This window comes from Micromonospora sp. DT53, assembly GCF_049841535.1.
Lineage (GTDB): Bacteria > Actinomycetota > Actinomycetes > Mycobacteriales > Micromonosporaceae > Micromonospora.
In genome coordinates this window covers 56,651-79,466 of the sequence record NZ_JBNCKM010000011.1, presented here as the reverse complement: position 1 = coordinate 79,466, position 22,816 = coordinate 56,651, and the positions used below count along the sequence as shown (strand labels likewise).

The 22,816-nt window shown below is 70.5% G+C and carries 20 protein-coding genes; 6 read left to right on the top strand and 14 right to left on the bottom strand.

Annotated features, from left to right (window positions below; all coding sequences use genetic code 11):
• Positions 1–40: 40 nt before the first annotated feature.
• From yjfF to ACLQ3B_RS28780, 11 genes are all read right to left on the bottom strand, one after another.
• Positions 41–1,030 carry a galactofuranose ABC transporter, permease protein YjfF gene (yjfF, locus tag ACLQ3B_RS28830; RefSeq protein WP_425783846.1) on the bottom strand — a complete coding sequence of 330 codons (990 nt, stop codon included), beginning with the start codon at positions 1,028–1,030 and terminating at the stop codon, positions 41–43.
• On the bottom strand, positions 1,027–2,097 hold the full coding sequence (locus ACLQ3B_RS28825) for an ABC transporter permease (protein ID WP_425783845.1): 1,071 nt from the start codon (positions 2,095–2,097) through the stop codon (positions 1,027–1,029). Before ACLQ3B_RS28825 ends, yjfF begins: the two co-directional genes overlap by 4 nt.
• The gene (locus ACLQ3B_RS28820; protein WP_425783844.1) at positions 2,094–3,635 is read right to left on the bottom strand and encodes a sugar ABC transporter ATP-binding protein; all 1,542 of its coding nucleotides are present in this window, start codon (positions 3,633–3,635) and stop codon (positions 2,094–2,096) included. The genes ACLQ3B_RS28825 and ACLQ3B_RS28820 overlap by 4 nt, the downstream gene beginning before the upstream one ends.
• Positions 3,636–3,824: 189 nt before the next feature.
• Positions 3,825–4,829 carry an ABC transporter substrate-binding protein gene (locus ACLQ3B_RS28815; RefSeq protein WP_425783843.1) on the bottom strand — a complete coding sequence of 335 codons (1,005 nt, stop codon included), beginning with the start codon at positions 4,827–4,829 and terminating at the stop codon, positions 3,825–3,827.
• Between the two features lie 128 nt (positions 4,830–4,957).
• On the bottom strand, positions 4,958–5,650 hold the full coding sequence (locus tag ACLQ3B_RS28810; protein ID WP_425783842.1) for an L-ribulose-5-phosphate 4-epimerase: 693 nt from the start codon (positions 5,648–5,650) through the stop codon (positions 4,958–4,960).
• The gene (gene araB / locus ACLQ3B_RS28805; RefSeq protein ID WP_425783841.1) at positions 5,647–7,329 is read right to left on the bottom strand and encodes a ribulokinase; all 1,683 of its coding nucleotides are present in this window, start codon (positions 7,327–7,329) and stop codon (positions 5,647–5,649) included. Before araB ends, ACLQ3B_RS28810 begins: the two co-directional genes overlap by 4 nt.
• A 744-nt stretch (positions 7,330–8,073) precedes the next feature.
• Positions 8,074–8,862 carry an ABC transporter permease gene (locus ACLQ3B_RS28800; protein ID WP_425783840.1) on the bottom strand — a complete coding sequence of 263 codons (789 nt, stop codon included), beginning with the start codon at positions 8,860–8,862 and terminating at the stop codon, positions 8,074–8,076.
• Positions 8,859–9,836 carry an ATP-binding cassette domain-containing protein gene (locus ACLQ3B_RS28795; protein ID WP_425783839.1) on the bottom strand — a complete coding sequence of 326 codons (978 nt, stop codon included), beginning with the start codon at positions 9,834–9,836 and terminating at the stop codon, positions 8,859–8,861. The genes ACLQ3B_RS28800 and ACLQ3B_RS28795 overlap by 4 nt, the downstream gene beginning before the upstream one ends.
• 50 nt (positions 9,837–9,886) lie before the next feature.
• Positions 9,887–10,729 carry a DUF4097 family beta strand repeat-containing protein gene (locus tag ACLQ3B_RS28790; protein ID WP_425783838.1) on the bottom strand — a complete coding sequence of 281 codons (843 nt, stop codon included), beginning with the start codon at positions 10,727–10,729 and terminating at the stop codon, positions 9,887–9,889.
• A gap of 70 nt (positions 10,730–10,799) precedes the next feature.
• On the bottom strand, positions 10,800–11,324 hold the full coding sequence (locus ACLQ3B_RS28785; protein WP_425783837.1) for a hypothetical protein: 525 nt from the start codon (positions 11,322–11,324) through the stop codon (positions 10,800–10,802).
• A 91-nt stretch (positions 11,325–11,415) separates the two neighbouring features.
• The gene (locus ACLQ3B_RS28780; RefSeq protein ID WP_425783836.1) at positions 11,416–12,561 is read right to left on the bottom strand and encodes an FUSC family protein; all 1,146 of its coding nucleotides are present in this window, start codon (positions 12,559–12,561) and stop codon (positions 11,416–11,418) included.
• 316 nt (positions 12,562–12,877) lie between these two features.
• Here ACLQ3B_RS28780 and ACLQ3B_RS28775 point away from each other — a divergent pair, with 316 nt between their 5' ends.
• Complete coding sequence (locus ACLQ3B_RS28775) at positions 12,878–15,100, top strand: hypothetical protein (protein WP_425783835.1); 2,223 nt, start codon at positions 12,878–12,880, stop codon at positions 15,098–15,100.
• A 9-nt stretch (positions 15,101–15,109) separates the two neighbouring features.
• Here ACLQ3B_RS28775 and ACLQ3B_RS28770 read toward each other — a convergent pair whose 3' ends face one another.
• Positions 15,110–15,865: an SDR family oxidoreductase gene (locus ACLQ3B_RS28770; protein ID WP_425783834.1), complete on the bottom strand. Its 756-nt coding sequence runs from the start codon at positions 15,863–15,865 to the stop codon at positions 15,110–15,112.
• A gap of 119 nt (positions 15,866–15,984) precedes the next feature.
• Here ACLQ3B_RS28770 and ACLQ3B_RS28765 point away from each other — a divergent pair, with 119 nt between their 5' ends.
• Both ACLQ3B_RS28765 and ACLQ3B_RS28760 read left to right on the top strand, forming a co-directional pair.
• Entirely contained in the window at positions 15,985–16,638 is a 654-nt protein-coding gene (locus tag ACLQ3B_RS28765) for a methyltransferase domain-containing protein (RefSeq protein WP_425783833.1), read from the top strand.
• 277 nt (positions 16,639–16,915) lie between these two features.
• Positions 16,916–18,076, top strand: coding sequence for an ice-binding family protein (locus ACLQ3B_RS28760; RefSeq protein WP_425783832.1), 1,161 nt, complete (start codon positions 16,916–16,918; stop codon positions 18,074–18,076).
• Between the two features lie 81 nt (positions 18,077–18,157).
• Here the strand turns inward: ACLQ3B_RS28760 and ACLQ3B_RS28755 are convergent, their stop codons facing one another.
• The gene (locus tag ACLQ3B_RS28755; protein ID WP_425783831.1) at positions 18,158–18,688 is read right to left on the bottom strand and encodes an adenylate kinase; all 531 of its coding nucleotides are present in this window, start codon (positions 18,686–18,688) and stop codon (positions 18,158–18,160) included.
• Between the two features lie 172 nt (positions 18,689–18,860).
• Here ACLQ3B_RS28755 and ACLQ3B_RS28750 point away from each other — a divergent pair, with 172 nt between their 5' ends.
• The gene (locus ACLQ3B_RS28750) at positions 18,861–20,048 is read left to right on the top strand and encodes an RNA ligase RtcB family protein (protein WP_425783830.1); all 1,188 of its coding nucleotides are present in this window, start codon (positions 18,861–18,863) and stop codon (positions 20,046–20,048) included.
• A complete protein-coding gene (prfH, locus tag ACLQ3B_RS28745; protein WP_425783829.1) occupies positions 20,045–20,674 on the top strand; it encodes a peptide chain release factor H in 630 nt (209 codons plus the stop codon). The genes ACLQ3B_RS28750 and prfH overlap by 4 nt, the downstream gene beginning before the upstream one ends.
• Before the next feature lie 5 nt (positions 20,675–20,679).
• Here the strand turns inward: prfH and ACLQ3B_RS28740 are convergent, their stop codons facing one another.
• Positions 20,680–21,585, bottom strand: a complete 906-nt coding sequence (locus tag ACLQ3B_RS28740; RefSeq protein WP_425783828.1) for an alpha/beta fold hydrolase — start codon at positions 21,583–21,585, stop codon at positions 20,680–20,682.
• A 190-nt stretch (positions 21,586–21,775) separates the two neighbouring features.
• On the opposite strand from ACLQ3B_RS28740, the gene ACLQ3B_RS28735 reads away from it, so the two are divergent.
• Positions 21,776–22,606: a PIG-L family deacetylase gene (locus ACLQ3B_RS28735; protein ID WP_425783827.1), complete on the top strand. Its 831-nt coding sequence runs from the start codon at positions 21,776–21,778 to the stop codon at positions 22,604–22,606.
• Positions 22,607–22,816: the final 210 nt, after the last annotated feature.

The window sequence follows — 22,816 nt, the reverse complement described above, 5'->3', positions numbered from 1 at the left end:
TGTGTGTGTGCCATGGGGTTGCCTTCCGCGAGAGGGGCGGTCACTTGTAACGGATTCCGATGAGGCGCTGCAGGAGGATGAACGCGAAGAGCAGGCCGCCAATCACGATCTTCGTCCACCAGGAGTTGAGGCTCCCATCGAAGGTGATGAGGGTCTGGATCACGCCCAGGACCAGTACGCCGAGCACCGTGCCGAAGACGTAACCCGCGCCGCCGGTGAGCACCGTGCCACCGATGACCACGGCGGCGATGACGTCCAGCTCCATCCCCACGGCGATCAGAGGCGCGCCGGAGAGGGTGTAGAAGGACAGCAGGATCCCGCCGATGGCCGAGCACAGGCCACTGATCGTGTAGACGGCGATCCGGGTCCGTCCCACCGGCAGACCCATCAGCAGCGCCGACTGCGGGTTGCCGCCAATGGCGTACACGTTGCGACCCAGTCGGGTGTAGGCGAGCGTGTACGCGGCGATGACGACCACCACGAAGGCGATCAGCACGCTGATCGACACGAAGTTGCCCTGGGGGTTACCGATCCGCTCCTGCGACATCGAGGTCCAGAACCCGTCGGTGATCGGGATCGACGCGCCCGAGATGAACGTGCACATGCCCCGGGCGAAGAACATCCCGGCGAGCGTGACGATGAACGGCTGGATCTCGAAGAAGTGGATGACGCAGCCCATCAACAGGCCGAGCGTCGGGCCGATGAGCAGGGCGATGACGAGCACCAGCGCCGCCGGCATGCCGTCCTGCAGCAACGCGGCCGACACCATCGCCGTCATGGCGACGACCGACCCGACCGACAGGTCGATGCCACCGGTGAGGATCACGAACGTCATGCCCACCGCGACGACGAGCAGGAAGCCGTTGTCGATGAAGACGTTGAAGATGACCTGGACGTTGGAGAACGCCGAGTACTGCGAGACGCCGATGGCGTACATCACCAGCAGCAGGGCGAGCGTCGCCAGGACCGGTATCTGCTTCCTCGGCAGCCGGAACCGGGTACGACCGGCGGTAAGCGTTCCAGTGGTCATGCCGGCACCTGCTCCTTCGGCTTGTCGGCGATGCTGGCGGCCGGCGGGACGTTGCGCCTACGGCGGCTGAACCGGGCCCGGAAGGCCGGTGCCTGGATGAGGCAGACGGCGATGACGACTACCGCTTTGAACAGCAGCGAGGTCTGCGGTGAGATGTCCATGGCGTACACCGTGGTGGTGAGGGTCTGGATGATCAGCGCGCCGATGATCGTGCCGCTGAGGAAGAACCGGCCGCCCGCGAGGGACGTACCGCCGATGACGACCGCGAGGATCGCGTCCAGTTCGACCCAGAGACCGGCGGCGTTGCCGTCGGCGCTGGAGACGTTGGCCGTCATCATGAACCCGGCGACCGCTGCGCACGCGGCGCTGATCACGTACGCGAGGAAGATGACCCGCCCGGACCGGATGCCGGCGAGCCGGCTGGCCACCGCGTTGCCGCCCACCGACTCGATGATCATGCCGAGTGCGGTGCGACGGGTGAACGCGGCGACCAGCAGGGCCGCGGCGAGGGCGATGAAGATGGCCAGCGGCAGGGTCAACGCGTGGCCCAGGCCGATCGCCCGGTACGGCTCGGAGTTGATGGTGATGATCTGACCCTCGGTGATCAGCTGGGCGAGACCCCGGCCGGCGACCATCAGGATCAGGGTGGCGATGATCGGTTGGATGCCGATCACGGCCACCAGCACCCCGTTCCAGGCGCCGAGCACGAGCGACACCCCCAGCGCCATCGCGAGGGCGGTCACCACCACGCCGACGCTGTTCTGGTCGGGCTGCTTGCTGATGTACATGCAGGCGATCGCGCCGCTGATCGCGCAGAGCGAGCCGACCGACAGGTCGATGCCGCCGGTCGAGATGACCAGGGTCATGCCCAACGCGACGAGGATCAGCGGTGCGCTCAGCCGCAGGATGTCGATAGGCGTGCCGTACAGGTGCCCGTCCTTGAGCTCGACGGACAGGAACCCGGGCCGGTAGATCGTGTTCGCGGCGAGCATGGCGAACAGCACGGCGGCGGGCCAGAACAGCCGGTGACCCATCATCGTCCGATAGCGGCTCATGGTGTCGTTCATCGGTCTGCCTCCTCCCGGTGGGATCCGCTGGCGATGGTCTGCATGATGCGGTCGGCGTCGAGGCTCTCGTCGTTGGCGAGCTGCGCGACCATCTGGCGGTCCCGCATCACGGCCACCTTGTGGCTGAGGCGCAGCACCTCCTCCAGCTCGGCGGAGATGAACAGCACCGCCATGCCCCCGTCGGACAACTGCGTCACGAGCTTCTGGATCTCGGTCTTCGCGCCGATGTCGATGCCCCGGGTCGGCTCGTCGAGGATCAGCAGGCGTGGCTCCGTGATCAGCCACCGGGCCAGCAGCACCTTCTGCTGGTTGCCGCCGGACAGGTTACGTACCGGAACCTCCGGGTCGGCGGGCCGGATGTTGAGGGCCTTGACGTACTTTTCGACAAGCTCGTCCTGGCGACGACGCGGAATGGGCCGCAGCCAGCCGCGGGCCGCCTGCATGGCGAGGATCATGTTCTCGCGGACCGACAGGTCGGCGACGATGCCCTCCGCGCGGCGGTTCTCCGAACAGAAACCCACGCCCTGGTCGATGGCCTGGGCGGGGGTGCGCAGGCTGCTCGCCGTGCCGTCGACCGCGACCTGACCACCGTCGGTGCGGTCGGCGCCGAACAACAACCGCGCGACCTCGGTACGCCCCGAGCCCAGCAGGCCGGCCAGGCCCACCACCTCGCCGGCGTGGATGGTGAGGCTGAACGGCGCGACCGCGCCCGCCCGACCGAAGTTCGACACCGCCACCAGGGGGGTGCCCTCCTCCAGCGCGGCCAGGTCCCGTCGGGAGTGCTCCTCGATGCCCTCCAGGACGTCGAGCTCCTTGCCGATCATCTTCTCGACCAGCGACAGCTGGGGCAGCTCGGTGGTGAGGTACTCGCCGACGAGCCCGCCGTTGCGCAGCACGGTGATCCGGTCGGCGATATCGTAGACCTGGTCGAGGAAGTGCGTCACGAACAGGATGGCGATGCCCTGGTCGCGCAGTTGCCGCATGATGCGGAACAGCTGCGCCACCTCGCTGGCGTCGAGGCTGGATGTCGGCTCGTCCAGAATCAGCACCCGGGCCTTGATGTCGATGGCGCGGGCGATGGCGACCATCTGCTGGATCGCCAGGGAGTATGAGCCGAGCGGCGCGCTGACGTCGAGGTCGAGGTCGAGGCGGGCCAGCAGCGCTCGGGCGCGGCGGCGAACCTCACCCCAACGGACGGCGCCGAGGAGTCGCGGCTCACGGCCGATGAAGATGTTCTCCGCCACCGACAGGTTGGTGCAGAGGTTGACCTCCTGGAACACGGTGCTCACACCGGCGGCGGTCGCCTGCATCGGCCCGGTGAACGACACGGGCTCGCCATCGAGGGTGATCGCGCCCTCGTCGGTGTCGTAGACGCCTGTCAACACCTTGATGAGGGTGGACTTGCCGGCGCCGTTCTCGCCCATCAGGGCGTGCACCTCGCCGGGGAAGAGCTGGAAGTTGACGTCGTGGAGTGCGCGCACCCCGGGGAAGGACTTGCTGATCCCGGTCATCGTCAGGACCGGACGGCTATCCGTCATCCCATCAGACCTCTTCTGGGTTGTCGACACGGAAGGGCCGCTACGCTCCCGCCACGCCCGCCCGGTCGTCCCCTGGGGGTCGCTCGGGCGGGCGTGGTGCGGGGGCCGTCGCGGGCCAAGCCCGGTCCGTTTCGGGTAGGAAAGCGACGCGGCGGGGCCGCCACGCGAACGCGGCGACCCCGTCGTCGATCAGTACTTACGGTTGGGCAGAGCTTCCTTGGCCTGCTCGGGCGTGAAGGTGGTCTCCTGCGTCTCGATCCGAGCAGGCACCTCCTCGCCCGCGTGGACCTTCTTGGCCAGGTCCATCAGCTGTGGGCCGAGCAGCGGGCTGCACTCCGCGATGAAGTTGAACTTCCCGTCGGCGAGAGCCTGCATGCCGTCCTTGACGGCGTCGACCGTGATGATGGTGATGTCCTTGCCGGGCACCTTGCCAGCCGCGGTGATCGCCTCGAGCGCGCCCAGACCCATGTCGTCGTTGTGCGCGAACAGCACGTCGATCTGCTTGTTGGCCTTGAGGAACTGCTCCATGACCTGCTTACCGCCGGCCCGGGTGAAGTCGCCCGTCTGGGAGGCGACGACCTTCAGGTTCGGGTTGGCGGCGATCGCCTCACCGAAGCCCTTCTTGCGGTCGTTCGCCGGCGCCGCGCCCGTGCTGCCCTGCAGCTCGACGATGTTCACCGGGCCCGAGGCGGTCTTCTTCTGCTCGACCAGCCACTCACCGGCGAGCCGGCCCTCCTTGACGAAGTCCGAGCCGAGGAAGGTCTTGTACAGCGACTTGTCGGCCGAGTCGACCGAGCGGTCGGTCAGGATGACCGGGATCTTGGCGTCCTTGGCCTCCTTGAGCACGGTGTCCCACCCGGACTCCACCACCGGCGAGAAGGCGATCACGTCCACCTTCTGCTGGATGTAGTTGCGGATCGCCTTGATCTGGTTTTCCTGCTTCTGCTGCGCGTCGTCGAACTTCAGCTCGATTCCGGCTGCCGTGGCGGCCTCCTTGATCGAGATGGTGTTCGCCGTACGCCATCCGCTCTCCGCGCCGACCTGGGAGAAGCCCATCGTGATCTTGCCGTCGTCCTTGGTGCCGCCGCCGCCCGTGTCGCTGTTGCCGCAGGCCGCCACGCCGCCGACCAGCAGCACGCTGGCGAGGACCGCGGCAGCGCGCCACGGAGCGGACTGCGTTCGCATCTTTCCCATCGAATCTCCTTGGCTGGATGTGGTGGGTAACCGCGCCGACCGCCGAGGTGCGAAAGAGCGGCGAACGCGGGTGGTGCGTGCTGGTGCGTCGTGGTGCAGACCGACGGGCCCGGATGATCGGTGCAGGGTCAGGAACCCGCCGGTGCGACTGGTTGTTGGCCGTAGACGTTCTGGTAGCGGTCGTAGAGAGAGTCGATGTCGGCCTGCGCCATCGGGACCGGCTGCCCGAGGGTGTGGGCCAGGTGTGCGGTACGGGCCACGTCCTCGCACATGACCGCCGCCTTGACCGCCGCCTTGGCGTCGCGGCCGATGGTGAACACGCCGTGGTTGCGCATCAGCACCGCGGGCGAGCGGTGCCCGGCGAGCGTGGCGACGATGCCCTTGCCGATGTCGTCACCGCCGATCAGCGCGAACGGGCCGATCGGGATCTCCCCGCCGAACTCGTCGGCCTGCGCGGTGAGGTGGCAGGGGATCGACTCCCCGCACGCGGCCCAGGCGGTCGCGTACGAGCTGTGCGTGTGCACGACCCCGCCGACCTCGGGCATGGCCCGGTAGACGTAGGCGTGGGCGGCGGTGTCGCTGGACGGGGCGAAGTCGCCCTCGACGAGAACGCCGTCGAGGTCACACACCACCATCGTGGCCGCAGTGAGGTCGTCGTAGCTCACCCCACTCGGCTTGATCAGCATCAGATCCTGGCCGGGGACCCTCGCGGAGACGTTGCCGGACGTCCAGGCGACCAGGTTGTACCGGGTCAGCTCGGCGTGCAGGCGGGCGACGGTCTCGCGCAGCTCGCCGATCTGTCGGGTCACCTCGGGGTTCACGCCACCACCTCCAGCGGGGCCTCGTGCGGGGCCGCGGCGGTCTCGACCGCCGCGTTGCGGATCGCCCGAAGGCGGAGCATGACGTCGTTGCCGCCGCGACCGAAGTGGTCGTGCAGCGCCCGGTACTCGGCGTAGAGGGCGTCGTAGGCGCGTGCCCGCTCGGGGTCCGGACGGTAGACGGCCTCGTGCACCCGACCCATCGCCTGCGACGCCTCGTGGATCGAGGGGAACTCACCGGCGGCGACGGCGGCGTGGATCGCCGAGCCCAGCGCCGGCCCCTGCGCCGAGGCGATGATGTTCAGCGGTCGCCTGGTCACGTCGGCGTAGATCTGCATCAGCAGCGCGTTGTTGGTCAGACCACCGGCGATCACCAGGTCGTTCACCGGAACGCCGGCGTCGACGAACGCCTCGATGATCATCCGGGTGCCGTACGCGGTGGACTCCAACAGGGCCCGGTAGATGTCCTGCGGCCGGGTGGCCAGGGTCAGGCCGACGATCATCCCGCTGAGGTCGTGGTTGACCAGCAGCGAACGGTTGCCGTTCCACCAGTCCAGGGCGACCAGGCCGTGCGCGCCGACGGGCTGGCTCGCGGCCAGCTCGGTGAGGCGTTCGTGCGAGTCGACCCCGGCCGGGGCGGCGTGCTCGACGAACCAGCCGAAGATGTCGCCGACACCGCTCTGCCCGGCCTCGTATCCCCACGCGCCGGGGCTGATGCCGCCGTCCACGACACCGCACATGCCGGCCACCTCGGCGACCTCCGCGCCGTTGACGACGTGGCAGGTCGAGGTGCCCATGATGGCGACCAGTCGACCGGGCTCCACCGCCTGCGCGGAAGCCGCGGTGACGTGCGCGTCGACGTTGCCGACGGCCACCGCGATCCCCTCCGGCAGACCGGTCCAGGCGGCGGCCTGGGCAGTGAGCGCACCGGCCCGGGCGCCGAGGGGCAGCAACGGGCCGTCCAACTTGGCCACGAAGTCGCCGAAGCTGGGGTTGAGCGCGGTCAGGAAGCCCTCGGAGGGATAGTGACCGTCCTGCAGGATGCCCTTGTATCCGGCGGTGCAGACGTTGCGGGTCTCGGTGCCGCAGAGCTGCCAGACGATCCAGTCGGCCGCCTCGATGAAGCGCTCGGCCCGGTCGTAGACCTCCGGGTCCTCCTCCAGGATCTGCAGGCCCTTGGCGTACTGCCACTCGGCGGAGATCTTGCCGCCGTACCTGCCGATCCACGGCTCGGCCCGCTCGTGGGCCAGCGCGTTGATCCGGTCGGCGTGCGGCTGCGCGGCGTGGTGCTTCCACAGCTTGACCCAGGCGTGCGGTCGGTCGCGCAACTCGGGCGTCTCGCACAGCGGGGTGCCGTCGGCGAGCGTCGGCAGCACGGTGCAGGCGGTGAAGTCGATGCCGATGCCGACCACCGCCGCCGGGTCCACCCCCGCGGCGGCAACCGCCGCCGGAACGGCGTACCGCAGCACGTCGCGGTAGTCCTGCGGGTTCTGCAGGGCCCAGTCCGGGGGTAGGGATCGACCTCCCGGAAGGGTCGTGCTGATCACTGCATCGCCGTACTCGTGCACCGCGGTCCCCAACTCGGCACCATCGCCGACACGGACCACCAGAGCTCGCCCGGACAGGGTGCCGTAGTCGACACCGACGACGTAGCGGTCGTCAACTCCGTCCACACGGTTCATGTTCACCTCCACCGTTAACGGGGATAGTGTTAACGCTCACATCCAGGCTCGTCAAGACATCTACCCGCAACAGCTCCGTAACGGAACGCGGAAGGCGGACCGACTCGGGAGGGTCAATAGCGGACCGGTGCAAACCGCGCGATTCCGGCGGCAACGGTGGCAGACATGTGACGAAAGGGGCTCTCCCGGGAGCCGGCTGTCGCCCGGAGACCTGTCGACAGGTGGGGCGACGGGTCCAACGGGCCGGACACTGCGGGACGACCGTCCGATAGCGACCACTTCCCTTTTGGCGATGATGGCAGCGATAACATCGCCCGGGCGTCGCGCCCGCGTTCTCGGAACCGCGCCAGAGCCATCGATGACCATGCGGGCTGATGGCTGAGCGCTCCGCAGGGGCAACCCGCGCCGCGCGCAGCCGGACGACGCGACCGTGTTATCGATAACATTCAACGTCTTGGTGCGCCCCCGGCGTCCGGGTCGGCCGCGCCGCGGACGGCGCCGGCGAGCAAGGTCCACTCGTCTTTCCTGACGTCGTGGGGTCCGCGGCGGTGCGACCGGCCGGCTTCACGAAAACCGAGTCGATCATGCGATCATCCGCCGATCCGCGACCGGATCATGTGATCATCCGCGGCCCGATCGTGGCGCTCGCGCCACCGGCGAGCGCCACACCACGAGCCGGCGCCCCGACCCCTCTGGGCCGAGCCGCCGGCTCTCTGTCGCGATGGCGAGACCGCGCCGGTCGGGTCAGGCCGTCCGGTTGCGGTTGTACAGGGCCTTGGCCCAGAGGAAGCAGCCCACACTGATGACGGCGCACCAGACGACCGCGATGATCCCGTTGGCGCCGATCCCGGTGCCGAGGAGCAGGCCGCGAAGGGTCTCCATGACGGGCGTGAAGGGCTGGTAGTCCGCGAACCACCGCACGGCGGCAGGCATGGAGTCGGTGGGGACGAACCCGCTGCCGAGGAACGGCAGGAGGATCAGCGGCATGGGCAGGTTGCTGGCCGTCTCGACGCTGTCGCTGACCAGACCGAGGGCGACGGACAGCCAGGTGAGCGCAAAAGTGATCATTGCCAGCACGCCGACCGCGGCGAGCCATTCGACCGCGTTGGCCGTGGGCCGGAACCCGACCAGCAGCGCCACGACGGTGACGGCCGCGAGGCTGAGCATGGTCTGGACCAGGCTGCCCAGGACGTGGCCCGTCAGGACCGACGGTCGGAAGATCGACATCGTCCGGAACCGGGCGATGATGCCCTCGGTCATGTCCATCGCGACCGAGATGGCGGTGCCCTGCGCGGCGCTGACCACCGTGATGAGCAGGATGCCGGGGGTGACGTAGTTGGCGTACTGGGAGCGGTCGCCGGTCGGGCCGAGGCCGGCGCCGAGCGTGCCGCCGAACACGTAGACGAAGAGCAGCAGGATGATGATCGGGATGCCGATGAGCAGGAACGTCATCGACGGGTACCGCCGCATGTGCAATAGGTTGCGCCGCAGCATGGTGCTCGAGTCGCGGACGGCGAGGGAGAGGGTGCTCATCGCGCGGGAGCCCTTTCGTGGTCGGGTCGGCCGGCCTGGGTGTCGGGCTGACCGGTGAGGGTGAGGAAGACGTCGTCGAGGTCGGGGGTGTGCACGGAGAGCCCCGCCACGCTGATCGAGGCGCGGTCGAGCTGGTCGAGCAGGGATCGCAGCGACCCGACCCCGCCGTCACTCGGCACCTGGAGGGTGAGCGCCGCGTCGTCCCGGGTGGCGGCCTCGAACGTTCGGGCCGCCGAGTCGAGCCCCTCCTGGTCGGCGAACTGCAACACGACGTGGCCGCCCGGGATGAGCCGCTTGAGCTCACGCGGCGTGCCCTCGGCGATCAGTCGGCCGTGGTCGAGGAACGCCACCCGGTCGGCGAGCTGGTCGGCCTCCTCCAGGTACTGCGTGGTGAGCAGGATCGTGACGCCCTCGGCGGCGAGTGCGCGGATGATGTGCCACATGGCCCGGCGGCTGCGCGGGTCGAGGCCTGTGGTCGGCTCGTCGAGGAAGATGACGCGGGGCTCGCCAACCAGGGTCATGGCGAGGTCGAGCCGCCGGCGCATGCCACCGGAGTACGTCGACACCGGCTTGCCCGCAGCCTCGGCCAGGTCGAACTGGTCGAGCAGATCGGCGATCCGCCGCCGACCGGCGGCCCTGTCCAGGTGGCACAGGTCGGCCATCAGGGCCAGGTTCTCCCGACCGGTGAGCAGGTTGTCGACGGCGGAGAACTGGCCGGTGACGCCGATCAGCGCGCGTACCGCGTCGGGGTCTCGGGTCAGGTCGTGACCGAAGACCCGGGCCGCACCGCCGTCGGCATTGATCAGGGTGGAGAGGATCTGCACGGTGGTGGTCTTGCCGGCGCCGTTGGGCCCGAGCAACGCGAAGATCGTGCCCTCGGTGATCATCAGGTCGATGCCGTCCAGCACGACCTTGTCGCCGTAGGACTTGCGCAGGTCGGTGGCGACGATCGCGGGGTTCATGGAACTGGTCATGGTCTCCTCATTTACGGTCGGCGCGGTGATCGGTCAGGCGCTGCGGTGGGTCAGGCGCGGCGGATCATGACGTCGCCGTAGGAGGTGTTCGCCCGGACCTCGACCGTCTCGTCGGTCTGCGCCGGGCTGTCGGTCGACTCCAGCGCGTTGTGCACCCGGCCGTGCTTGGAACTGACGTCGAGCCAGGCGGCGGTACCGCGACGGATGCCGACCTCGATCGCGCCGTAGGAGGTCTGCGCGTCGATCGCGCCGCGGGTGACCTCACCCAGCCGGAGGTTGCCGTAGGCGGTGCGCGCCGTCACCGAGGCCAGCGCCGCGTCCACGGTGATGTCGCCGTAGGCCGTGTTGATCCGGACGTCGCCACCGCTGCGGCCGATCCAGCAGTCGCCGGACGAATTCTTGATCTCGGCGGTGCCGTCGACCGCGCCGATGCGCACCTTGCCGGACGAGACCTTCACCCGGGCGGAACCCAGGACACGCTCGACCGCGACCTCGCCGTGGCTACTGTCGATCTCCAGTGGCCCGGTCTCGTCGAGTCGGATGCCGCTGCCGGTCTTGATCCGACACTCGCCGAGCCGACCCTCGCAGCGGAACGCCGCCCACGCCGCCTCGGCGAACACCCGTGACCCGGTCGGCACCTCGATCAGGACGTCGACCGACGGCCCGGAGCCGAACGCGTAGCGGCGCCAACTCTTCGGCACCCGGATCACCAGTCGCCCGCCGGCGAACTCGACGGTGCTCTGTTCGGCGGCGCTCACGTCGGCCTTGCTCGACGGGTCGCGGGGCCGCACCGTCACCACCGTGTCGGTGCGGTCACTCGCGGCGATCCAGGCATCGCCGATCGGCAGCTCGATCTGCACGGAGATCGGTTCTGGCGTTTCGAAAACAGGCATGGTGGTCTCCCGGAAGGTGGTCGGCGAAGGTCGCCGCTGGTCAGCGGCGTGGTGGAAGGGGTACGGGAAGTTAGCGGGCCCAGCCGGTGAAGTGCTGGCCGGAGCGCGGCTCCGGTCGACGGGGTGGGCGACGCTCCGTCTCGCCCGCACCGATGGCACCGGCGACGGCGCGCACCAGCCAGGCGTTGACCGAGAGCCCGGCGCGGCCGGCGGCGTCCTCCACGCTGGCCTTCAGGTGGTCGGGGAGCCGCAGGTTGATCCGTGAGGTGCCGCCCTCGTCACCGTCGGGCGCGGACACCGGCACCGACAGCGGTGGCGGGCAGCTGGGCTCGCTGACCACCTCGACCGGCGGGCTGGCCGGCAGCACCACGAAGTCGGGCTCGCGCCCGCGCAACCGGACGTGCACCGAACCCGGTGCGAGGTCGCGGGTGATCTCGTCGGCCGCGTCGGAGAGCGCTTCGAGCAGGGTGAGACGGGTGGCCGCCTCCAACTGTGCGAAGAGCCGTTCGGCCAGCACCCGGGCCTCCGGGTCCACACCCTCCGCGGCCACGGCGAACTCGTTACGCAGGTTCTCGACGTATGACCTCAGCTCCATGGCACCATCATGGCACCACTTTGGCTCAGAGTGCAACAGTCATGGCTCAAGAAGGTGCCGCCGGCTGGCGCCGCTGCGGGCCACCGGCCGCTCAGAGGTCGCCGAAAACCCTCCGGACCAGGTGATTCGCGTCCTCCTGGGTGAGGCCGGAGGCGACCAGGAGATCACTGACGGTCGTCCGGATCTGTGCCACCACGACCGCACCCGAGAAGCCGACACCGTCCCGATAGGCGTGCCCGGCCGTCCGGACCGCCCGCAGCGCCTGCTCCCGCGCCCGATTCGGCTCAGCGCCGGCGGCGAACTGCCGCTTGAGCAGGCGGACGGCCTCGGCGAGGTCGGCCACCGCCGTCGGCAACGACTCCGGCACCGGCTCGCCGTCCTCGATGAGCGTCACCGACCGTCGGATCAGGGTGCCGCTGTTGCGCATCGCCCGGTCGATCGGCTCCGCCGCCCGCGCGTAGCGGCCCACCGGTCCGTGCCGTTGGTGCCAGTACACCGGTGACAGGGTGCTCGCCTCCCGGGCACCCTGGGTCGCCTCGACGAACGCCTTCAACCGGCCCGCGCTCTGCCGCAGCTCACCCCGGGCGGCACGGGCCCGGTCGGCGTCCCGCTCGGTCAACGCCTCGGCGGTGCCGTCGAGCTGGGTCGCCAGGAGCTCCAACGCCGGCCGCGCGGCCCGGTTGAGCACCCGTAGCGGGTTCAGCGGCAGCAACACGGCGGTGACCAGCAACGCCACCCCTCCCCCGACGAGCGCGTCCACGAACCGGGGGATCTCCAGATCACGGACGGCAGGGCTGAGCGTGGCGATGAGCACCGCCGTCGCCCCGGCCTGGACCACCACCGCCGCGCTGCCCGCAAGGAAGAGCGCGACGACGATCGCCAGCACGACGATCAGGGCCAGCTGCCACCACCCCGTGCCGATCACCAGGAGCAGCAGGTCGCCGATCAGCACCCCGACGGTGACGCCGATGATCAGCTCGACGGTGCGACGCAACCGCTGGCCCACGGACGCGGCGAGCGTCGAGACGGCGGAGATCGGCGCGAAGACCGGCTGCGACACCTGCAAGAGCGAGTGGGCCACGAACCAGGACAGCGCCGCGGCCAGGCCGGCCTGCAGGGCGAGGCCGCCGATGGTCCGTAACCGGCGGACCCGGTCGCGCAAGGTGTCCACCACGCGATCCCAGAGCCGTACGGTCGACGGGCCCGCGTCCGCTCCGCGCCGACCGGCAGCGACCATGGCGGCACCTACCCCGCCCCGGCCGGATCAATCCTCGCCGGCACGGACCGGCCGCCCTCAGCGCGAGGTGAGTGCCCTCTCGGCGTACGCCGGGCGCCGGTCGGCCGCGGCTCGACGCATCGGAACCGACGGCGCACGCCGGTCCGGTCCGGCCTGGGCGGTAGCGCCCCAGCCCGCCGCGATTGAGAGGGTCCGGTTCGGGTAGACCACGCCCTGCTGCCACCGCGGTCGGCGGCCCCGGCGCGTGCCGTCGGGGCTGGGTCGCGGGACGAGGGCTGCGAGACGCCTCGGGGGGACGTCGGATGGGTCAGCGCGGTTGAGCGGGCCGGACAGCTCCGGTGAGGTCGTGGAGCTACGGGTGCACGGGGTCTCCGGCGCGAGTGCCGCACAGGTGCTGGACCTGCAACAGACCGGGCAGGTCGCCGGCGACCGTAGTGGCGGGTTCTACCGGCCGCGCCCCCGGCGCTCGGACACCGGCGTGCACGGGGTGACGCTGGAGGCGTACCGCTGGGGTGACCTGCCCTCCGGGACCGTGGCCCGCACCCTGGCGGTGGTCTTCCTGCTCCCCTTCATGCTGGTCAACGTCGCGATCTGGATGCGCCCGGCGAACCCCGGCTCCGAGGCGACGGTCAAGTCGCTGTGCCGGGTGCTGGCGCTCACGCTCACCGTGTTGTACGTGCTCGCCATCGCGGGCGTCGCCCTGGACCTCGTCGGTTGGAAGTGCCTGGCCTCGACGGACTGCCTGGCCGGACGCAGTTGGTTGTCCTGGTTGGGCGGACGGCCGATCGGACAGCGGCTGGCGGTGCTCGCGGTGGTCCCGGCCGCCGCGATCGGCCTGATCTGGCGGGTCAGCTGCCGGCCGGAGCGGACGTTCGAGGCGTTTCGCGCACCCGATCAGGACGTCTCCGCGTCCCGACTCGGCACCGTCGGTCAGTGGGACGCCGAGCCGCTGGTGGGCCGGTTGCGCGCCATCCACGTCGCCGCTGCCTTCGCGACGCTGGACCTCGTCCTGCTGCTGGCCCGCGGCGCGAGTGGCGCCTCGGCGGCCACGATCGCGCTGGCGGTGATCACGGGGGTGATCCTGACCGGCTGCGTGGGGCTGCTCTGCACGCCGCCCCTGATCGACCGGGCCGCCGGCGACAAACGGCTCGACCGGGTCACCCGCACCCTCCGCACCGCTGCCGTCATCCTGACCGTCGTCGTCGTGGCACACGTGCTGACCAGCTCGCAACCCTGGCCTGAGGAGCGGGAACTCCCCGGCTACGACTCGACGCTTACCGGTCTGTTCGTGGCCCAGACGACGCTGCTGACCGCGCTGGGCGTGGTGCTGCTCCTGCCCCGCGAGCGCGGCGCCACCCCGCTGTTCGGGCTGGGCGCTCTCGTTGTCGCCGCCACCGGGATCAGCATGGCGGTGGCGTACTCGGCCGAACTGGTCGGCCGGCTGGCGGACTTCCTGGATCGCGACGTGTCGACCGAGGCGGGCATCGCCGCCGGCCCGCCCCGGGCCTACGTCTGGGCGATCTACGGCTTCTTCCGCGCGGTGCTGATCACCGCGATCGTCGCCGGCCTCGTCATCCTGATCACCCGTCGCGGTCGACGGCGGGCCGCCGCGGCGATCGTCGCGCGCGACTTTCCGAACCCGCCGGCCGAGGCAGGGCCCCGGCTGCGGCAGGTTCGGGACGCAATGGCCCGGGCTCGTTTCACCGAGAAACTGGTGCCGTTGGCAGTGCTCTACGGCTGCCTCGCCGGACTCGGCACGGCCACCACCACGATCGGCCTGCTCGAGCAGTTCCCGGGCAACGTCATCGAGCGGAGCATCGGATTGCCGGCGGCGGCGATCACGTTCGCGATCGTGTTCGCCAGCTGGGTGATCGCGGCGATCATCCTCGGACTGATCATCGGCGGCATCTTCGCGTACCGGACCGAGTCGTACCGCCGGCACATCGGTGTGCTCTGGGACCTGGGCACGTTCTGGCCCCGGGCCGCCCACCCGTTCGCGCCGCCCTGCTACGCCGAGCGGGCGGTGCCGGAACTGGTCCGCCGAATCACCTATCTCGTCGAACGCGGCGACATGGTGCTGCTCACCGGGCACAGCCACGGCTCGGTCCTGCTCGCCGCCACCGTGCTCCAGTTGCCGCCGCGGATCAGCGACCGGGTCGCCCTGCTCACCCATGGATCACCGCTACGCCGCCTCTACGCCCGACTCTTCCCCGCCTACGTCGACGACGCGGCACTGCGCGAGATCGGCCGTCGGGTGGGTTGGCGCTGGGTGAACCTGTGGCGCGACACCGACCCCATCGGTGGCTGGATCTTCTCGCCGCAGCCGTCACCCGCGCCGGCCACCACCGACGATCCGGCCAGCGGAGTGGATCGCCGACAGCGTGATCCGCGTGACGTGGTGACGCCCCCCGGGGACAGCGTCGCCCCACCCATCCACGGTCACTGGCCGGGCGAGTCCGACGAGCCGTTCACCGAGGTGGTACCGGAGTTGGTGCGACGTCTCGGTGGGCGGGCCGACCCGCCCGGGACGCCGAGGTAGCCCGCCCGCTCACCGTCCCCGGCTCGCCCGCGTACGCCAGTCGTCCAGGCTGGTGCCGGCAATGCGGGCGTCGTCGGCGGGGACGAGTGAGCGTTCGCCCAGCCTGGCGCCGAAGTACCGAGCGTCGGGGTCGGCCACCACCGAGCGACGGTCCTGCTGGTCGGCGAGGAGGGAGCGACCCAGCTCGTCGAGGCGGAACTGTTCCGGACCAGCGACCTCTACCACGGCGTTCGTCGGCGCGCTGAGCACGACCTCGGCCACCGCGGCCGCGACGTCGTCCGCGGCCATCGGCTGGATGAGCACCGGCGCGAGGTGCACGGTGTCACCGTCCGTGGCGGCGTCGATGATGCCCTGGAGGAACTCGAAGAACTGGGTGGCGTGCACCACCGAGTACGGGAGTCCGGACGCGACGATGAGCTTCTCCTGGGCGACCTTCGCGCGCATGTACCCGCTGTCCGGGATCCGGTCGCACCCCACGATGGAGAGCGCCACGTAGTGCCGCACCCCGGCGTCCGACGCGGCGGCGAGGAGCGTCCGGGTGGATGTCTCGAAGAACTCCAGCACGGCGGCCTCCTCGAACGACGGCGAGTTCGACACGTCGACGACGACCTCGGCGCCGGTGAGCACATCGGCCACGCCCTCGCCGGTCAGGGTGTTCACGCCGGTCTTCGGCGATGCCGGCACGGCCTCGTGGCCCTGGGCGCCGAGGCGGTCCACCAGCTTGGAACCGATGAGGCCGCTGCCCCCGATGACGACGATCTTCATGGTCGAACCACGTCCTGTCTGCACTTGGTTGGATCGTGCTGCCAATCAGTAAGACGGAAAGCGTGCGCGGATGCAGGACAATCGCCGGAGAACCGTTCCATCAAGATCAGGAGGTCGCCGTGGCCACGGTGTCGCATCCGGTGTTCGCCCGGGTGTACGAGCGACTCAGCGTCGCAATGGACCGCGCCGGCACGGCGGCGTTCCGACGCGACCTGGTCGCCGGTCTGTCCGGCCGGGTGATCGAGATCGGTGCGGGCAACGGGCGGATGTTCTCCCACTATCCGCCGGAGGTGACCCAGGTCCTCGCGGTCGAACCGGAGCGGCGCCTGCGCGCCGCTGCCGAGCGCGCCGCGTCGGACGCGCCGGTCCCGGTCACCGTCGTGGACGGTCTGGCCCAGGCGCTGCCCGCCGGGGACGGCGAGTTCGACGCGGCCGTGCTCGCGTTGGTGTTGTGTACCGTGCCCGATCAGGCGAGCGCGTTGGCCGAGATCAGCCGGGTGCTGCGCCCCGGAGGCCAGGTGCGGTTCTTCGAGCACGTGGCCGCCGAGGAGGGCACCGGCCTGCACCGCGCCCAACGACTCGTCGACGCCACACTGTGGCCGAAGCTGTTTGCCGGCTGCCACACCAACCGCGACACCGTCGCCGCCATCGCAGCGGCCGGCTTCGAGGTGGCGGAGTTGCGCAGGTTCCGGTTCCCGGTCACCAGCAACAGTCCCTCCTCCCCCTGCGTCCTCGGCCGCGCCATCGGGCCGGTCCCGGCGAGCCGGGAGTAGGCCGAGATCTGGTCGGCCGCCCTGGGCGCGCACACGGACGCTTTCGCGAAAGCGGCGAACACGAACGCGAAGATCAGTCCAGTTCAGATAGTCGAACTTAGCCGATTGTCCCAATTTGCCCTCATTTGAATACCCGTCGTGATGTGGTGGTCAGCGCGCTTATCGGCGCCATACAGGCCGTATCACGCAGGACGCCACTCGCTGGACGTCTCCTGCGAGTAGTACCCACGGAGGGTGTTCTGCGACAGCTCAACCCAAACACTGGCTACGGCGGCGGGTGGTCCTACCGACGCTCGCGGCCGGCGCCGCCGCCACTGTGGCAGCCAGCCTGCTGCTCTTCAGTTCGACCGCCGCCAACGCCGCGGACGCCCCTGTCAACCTGGGAACGGCGGCCAACTCCTCCGTCCTGGCCGGAGCGGAGCCCACCAACACCGGCCCCAGCTTCCTGGCCCAGAGCCTCGGGCGGTTCCCCGGAAGCACCGCGTCCGGGTTCGGGACGGCAACCATCGGTGGCGAGGTGCACCTCGGTGACGCGGTCGCGCTCCAAGCCCAGAGCGACCTGACCATCGCCTTCAACGACGCCGCAGGCCGGACCCCGTTCACCAACCTCCCGGCGGAACTCGGCGGCAACACGCTCAACGCCGGGGTCTACCGGATCGGGGCCGCCCAGCTGACCAACGCGTTGACGCTCAACGGCCAGGGCGATCCGTCGGCCGTGTTCATCTTCCAGGTCGACTCCTCGCTGACGACGGCGTCGAACAGCAGCGTCGTCCTGACCAACGGGGCTTCGGCCTGCAACGTGTTCTGGAAGATCGGCAGCTCGGCGACAATCGGCACGGACACCACCTTCGTGGGCACCATCATGGCCCAGGCGGCGATCACGATGGCCACCGGCGCGACCCTCCAGGGCCGGGCGCTGGCGCGTACCGAGGCCGTCACCCTGGACACCAACACCATCACCGCACCGATCTGCGCCGGACCCACGGGACCGCCCGGACCCACCGGCCCGCCCGGACCGTCCGGTCCGCCCGGCAGCCCCGGCGCCCCTGGTAGCCCGGGAGCACCCGGTAGCCCTGGCGGCCCCGGAGCGCCCGGCAGCCCCGGAGCGCCCGGCAGCCCCGGAGCGCCCGGCAGCCCTGGCGCACCCGGCGCACCTGGAGCCCCTGGTAGCCCGGGAGCGCCAGGTAGCCCCGGCGCACCTGGTAGTCCGGGAGCACCTGGTAGTCCGGGAGCACCTGGTAGCCCCGGCGCGCCTGGTCCGTCCGGACCCGCCGGAGCGCCCGGTAGGCCCGGCGCGCCTGATGGCGGCAAGCACCCCATCCTGCCGGTGACCGGCGGCGGTGGTGTGGTCCCGGCCATGACCGGTGTCGGAAGCGTGCTGGTTGTGCTGGGCGCATTCGCGTTCTTCCTGGCACGGCGTCGACGCCAGGAGTCCTGATCGGCGGCCCGGTCGGCGAACTGCCGGCCGGGCCACGCGAGTCGTCGGCCCGCTCCCACCCGGGGCGGGCCGACGACGGTTTCACCGGCGGGTCAGCCCGGTCAGCCAGACGTCCAGGTCCGCCGGGGAACGCAGTAACACCACCGGCGGCGCGGACGGATCGGCCTGCCAGGCCCGCATCCGTCGTCGGGCCCGGCCGAACGCGGTGACGTGCCACACCAGAATCGAGTCCGGGGACAGTACGCTGCCCAGCGACTCACGGTTGCCGTTGCAGATCACCTCGCCCGTGACCACCCGGCGGACGGTGCGGCGGAGCAACCGTCCGAACGAGCGCCATCGTGGATAGTCCAGGCCGACGACCAGGTCGGCGCGGGCCATCGGGACGTCCCGCCAACCGTGGTATGCCCCGTCGATGATCCAGCGGTCCCGTCGGCAGATCTCCTCGATCCGGCTGCGCTGCTGAGCGACCGGCACCTCGACCCAGCCCGGTTGCCAGAGCAGATCGTCCACCGGATACCAGGGCAACCCGAGGTGTTCGGCCAGCCGCGCCGCGAGGGTGGACTTGCCGGAGCCGTACACCCCGTAGACCAGGATGCGACGCGGTGCGCTCATCGCGGCAGCGTACGTCGCGAACGAAAATCGGTTGTCGTGCCCGACGCGCCTCGGCCAGAGTGTCGTCCATGACGTACTGACGGACACCACCTTCTGCTCCGCGCCACCGGTGCTGCCTCCCGGGGGCCGTGACGCCGTCCGTTCCCACGTTCGCAGCGAAAAGTGAGCCTCCTTGTCCCAGCACCATCTCCCTCGGGAGCCCCTGCCCCCGTCCGCCTCGGCCACCGTCACGGTGTTCGCCTCTCCCGCGAGCTGGATCGAGTCCGAAGCGCTCGCGCAGTGCCAACAGGTCGCCGCCCTGGACGGCATGCTGCACGTCGCCGCGATGCCGGATCTGCATCCCGGCAAGGGCGCGCCCATCGGCGCGGCCATGGCGTCGACCGTGCTGTACCCGTTCCTGGTGGGCTCCGACATCGGCTGCGGCATCGCCGTGTTTCCGATCAAGCTCAAGCGTGCCGTACCGGAACGGCTCGCCACCCGGTTCCCCGACCTCGACCAGGCGCTCGACCCGGTACGCGACGCCGACGACCCCGCCTGGGCCGCCGTGGACGGTGACGTTCCTGCGGGCCACCTGGACGGTCTCGGCACGGTGGGCCGGGGCAACCACTTCGTGGAGCTGGCCCGCGTCGACACCATCCTCGACGTGGCTCACGCGGGTCGGCTCGGGCTCGACGCGGGCGATCTCGTGCTCATCGTGCACAGCGGTTCCCGTGGTCTGGGCGAGCGGATCCTGCGGGCGCACACCGAGGTCCACGGCGCCGGGGCGGCTCCCGACCCCGCCGCCTACCTGGGCATGCACGACGAGGCCGTGCGCTGGGGATCGCTCAACCGCCGGGTGCTGGCCGCGCGGGTGGCGTACGCGTTGGGGGCCGAGCCCACCGCGCCGATCGTCGACCAGTGCCACAACCTGGTCGAGGTCCGGGACGGGGTCTACCTGCACCGCAAGGGCGCGGCGCCGGGCGACGGTCGCGACGTCCTGGTCGCCGGCACCCGGGGAACGGCGTCCTACCTGGTGGCCGCGCATTCCGGGCCGGACGCCAACCACTCCGTGGCCCATGGCGCTGGCCGCAAGATGTCCCGCGCCGACGCGCTGCGACGGGGTCGGGCCAAGCACACGGTCGAGGAGCTTCGCCGTACCCCGCTGGGGTCGCTCGTGGTGTGCGGCGACCGGCAGCTGCTCTTCGAGGAGGCGCCCACGGCGTACAAGCGCATCGAGCAGGTGATCGCCGACCTGGTCGAGCACCACCTGGCCACGCCTGTGGTCAGCACGGCTCCCCTGGTCACCTACAAGACGCCCGATCTCGGGTCGGCCGCGCGAGCGGACCGGCGGGGCCACCGCGGCCGGCGAGGCCGGTCGTGAACGCGTCCCTGCTGCTGTCGGCCGGGCGTGGGCCGCAGGAGTGCGCCTGGGCAGTGAGTCAGCTGCTGCGCCGTCTGCGCGGCGAGGCCGCCCGCCGAGGTCTGACGATCCAGCAGGTTCAGGCGGTGCCAGGTGACCGCACCGGCACCTACCGGTCGGTGCTGATCCGGATCTCCGGTGTGGACGCCGAGGCCTTCGCGGCCTCGTGGACCGGGACGCTGTGCTGGCAGGCCCCCAGCCCGTACCGGTCGGGCATCGGCCGCAAGAACTGGTACGTCACCGCCCAGCCGCCGGAACGCGACGCTCGGCCGACGACGTTCCGCGAGACGGACGTCGACATCGTCGCCTGCCGCACCGGCGGGCCGGGTGGTCAGCACCGGAACAAGGCCAGCACGGCGGTACGCGCAACGCACCGCCCCTCGGGCCTGGTGGTCGTGGTGGACGAGGAGCGGCAGTTCAGTCTCAACCGCGGGATCGCCCTGGACCTGCTGCGGCAGCGCATCGAGCACGGCGACGAGGCAGCGCGGCGGGCCGTCACCACCGCCCGGTGGCGCATCCACGACGGGCTGGTTCGCGGCGATCCGGTGCGGGTGGAACGTCCGACGCCCCGGCGGCCGGAGGGCTAGGGACCTCAGACCTCCAGGACCGCGTCCGCGAAGGCCTGCGGCGCCTCCTGCGGCAGGTTGTGCCCGACGCCGCCGCCGACGGTCCGGTGCTCGTACCGGCCGGCGAACTGCTTGCCGTAGACGGTGGGCTCCAGGTGCGGCGCGCCGTTGGCATCTCCCTCCAGGGAGATGCTGGGCACCGTGATCTTCGGCTTCGCGGCCAGGCGCTTCTCGATCTCGTCGTACTGCGGCTCACCGTCGGTGAGGGCGAGCCGCCAGCGGTAGTTGTGGACGACGATGTCGACGTGGTCGGGGTTGTCGAACGCCGCCGCGCTGCGGTCGAACGTCGCGTCGTCGAACGTCCACCTGGGCGACGCGGTGTGCCAGATCAGCTTGGCGAAGTCGCGCCGGTTCTTGTCGTACCCTTCCCGGCCGCGCTCGGTGGCGAAGTAGTACTGGTACCACCAGGCCAGCTCCGCCTTCGGCGGCAGCGGCACCGTGCCCGATTTCTGGCCGTCGATCAGGTAGCCGCTCACCGAGACCAACCCTCGGCAGCGTTCGGGCCACAGCGCGGCGACGACGTCGGCGGTCCGCGCGCCCCAGTCGAACCCGGCGAGCTTCGCGGTGTCGATCTTCAGGGCGTCCATCAGGGCGATGAGATCGAGGCCCATGGCCGCCGGTTCGCCGTTTCGCATGGTGTCGTCGGAGAGGAACGTCGTCGTGCCGTAGCCCCGCAGGTACGGGACGACGACCCGGTGACCGGCGGCGGTGAGCAGCGGTACGACGTCGGCGAAGCTGTGGATGTCGTAGGGCCACCCGTGCAGGAGGATCACCGGGTCCCCGTCGGGCGGCCCGGCGTCCACGTATCCGACGTTCAGGACTCCGGCCTCGACCTGTCGCAGGTCGGTGAACCCGGCAGCGGCCATTGCCATCGACTTCTCCCTGCGCTCGGGACCCGCTCGGACGTGCTGGCCACGGCTGAATCTAGCGAGCTGCCGGGGGCCCGATCACCGTTCGGACAAGGACCGCTCAGCGGTCACCGGACTGGGTAGGATCCGCGCTTCCGCACACGTTCCGGGTGGAGGTCGTGGGGTCGTGGCCGGATGACCGTAGGGTGATGTCATGGCTGAGCGACCTCTGACCCTGATGGCGGTGCACGCCCACCCCGACGACGAGGCGACGAGCACCGGCGGCGTTCTTGCCCGCTATGCCGCCGAGGGGGTCACGACCGTGCTCGTGACCTGCACCGACGGGCGATGCGGGGATGGCCCGGGCGGGGTCAAGCCGGGCGAGGAGGGGCACGACCCGGCCGCCGTCGTGGCGATGCGCCAGGCCGAGCTGGAGGCCAGCTGCGCGACTCTGAACGTCACCCACCTGGAGACCCTCGGCTACGCCGACTCCGGAATGATGGGCTGGCCGACCAACGACCTGCCCGGCGCGTTCTGGACGACGCCGGTGGCGGACGCGGCGGCCCGGCTCGCGGAGCTGATTCGCCGGTACCAGCCGGACGTGATCGTCACGTACGACGAGAACGGTTTCTACGGCCACCCGGACCACATCCAGGCCCACCGGATCACCATGGCCGCCGTCGAGCAGACCGACGTCCCGGCGAAGGTCTACTGGACCACTGTGCCGCGTACGGCGTTCGAGCAGTTCGGTCGGATCATGAAGGAGCTCGGCGTCGAGTGGGCCGAGCCGGACGCGGCGACGGAGCCGGGGCCGCAGCTCGGCCTTCCCGACGACGAGATCACCACCTGGGTGGACACGAGCAAGTACGGCGCGCAGAAGTTCGACGCGTTGGCCACGCACGCCAGTCAGACCGAGAACATCTTCTTCCTGCAACTGGGCCAGGAGCGGTTCACCGAGCTGATGGGCGTGGAGACCTTCCTCCGGGTCCGGGACCGGACCGGCGCGCCGACCCCCGAGGACGACCTCTTCGCCGGTCTGCGCTGACCGGTCTTCCGCTGGGGCAGGCATCGTCGGCCATCGCGTCGACGATGCCTGCGGCGTGCGCCGCGATGACGTCACCGGCCGAACGTGTCGGGCCGCCGCAGCGCGCGCCCGCTGGTCCGCAGCCGCCGAAAGTTTCGACCGTCGGCCGCTCAGGGCCGGGCAGGTCATGTGATGAATTTCCGGAAGTTTTCAGCGTTGACGCCCAGACAT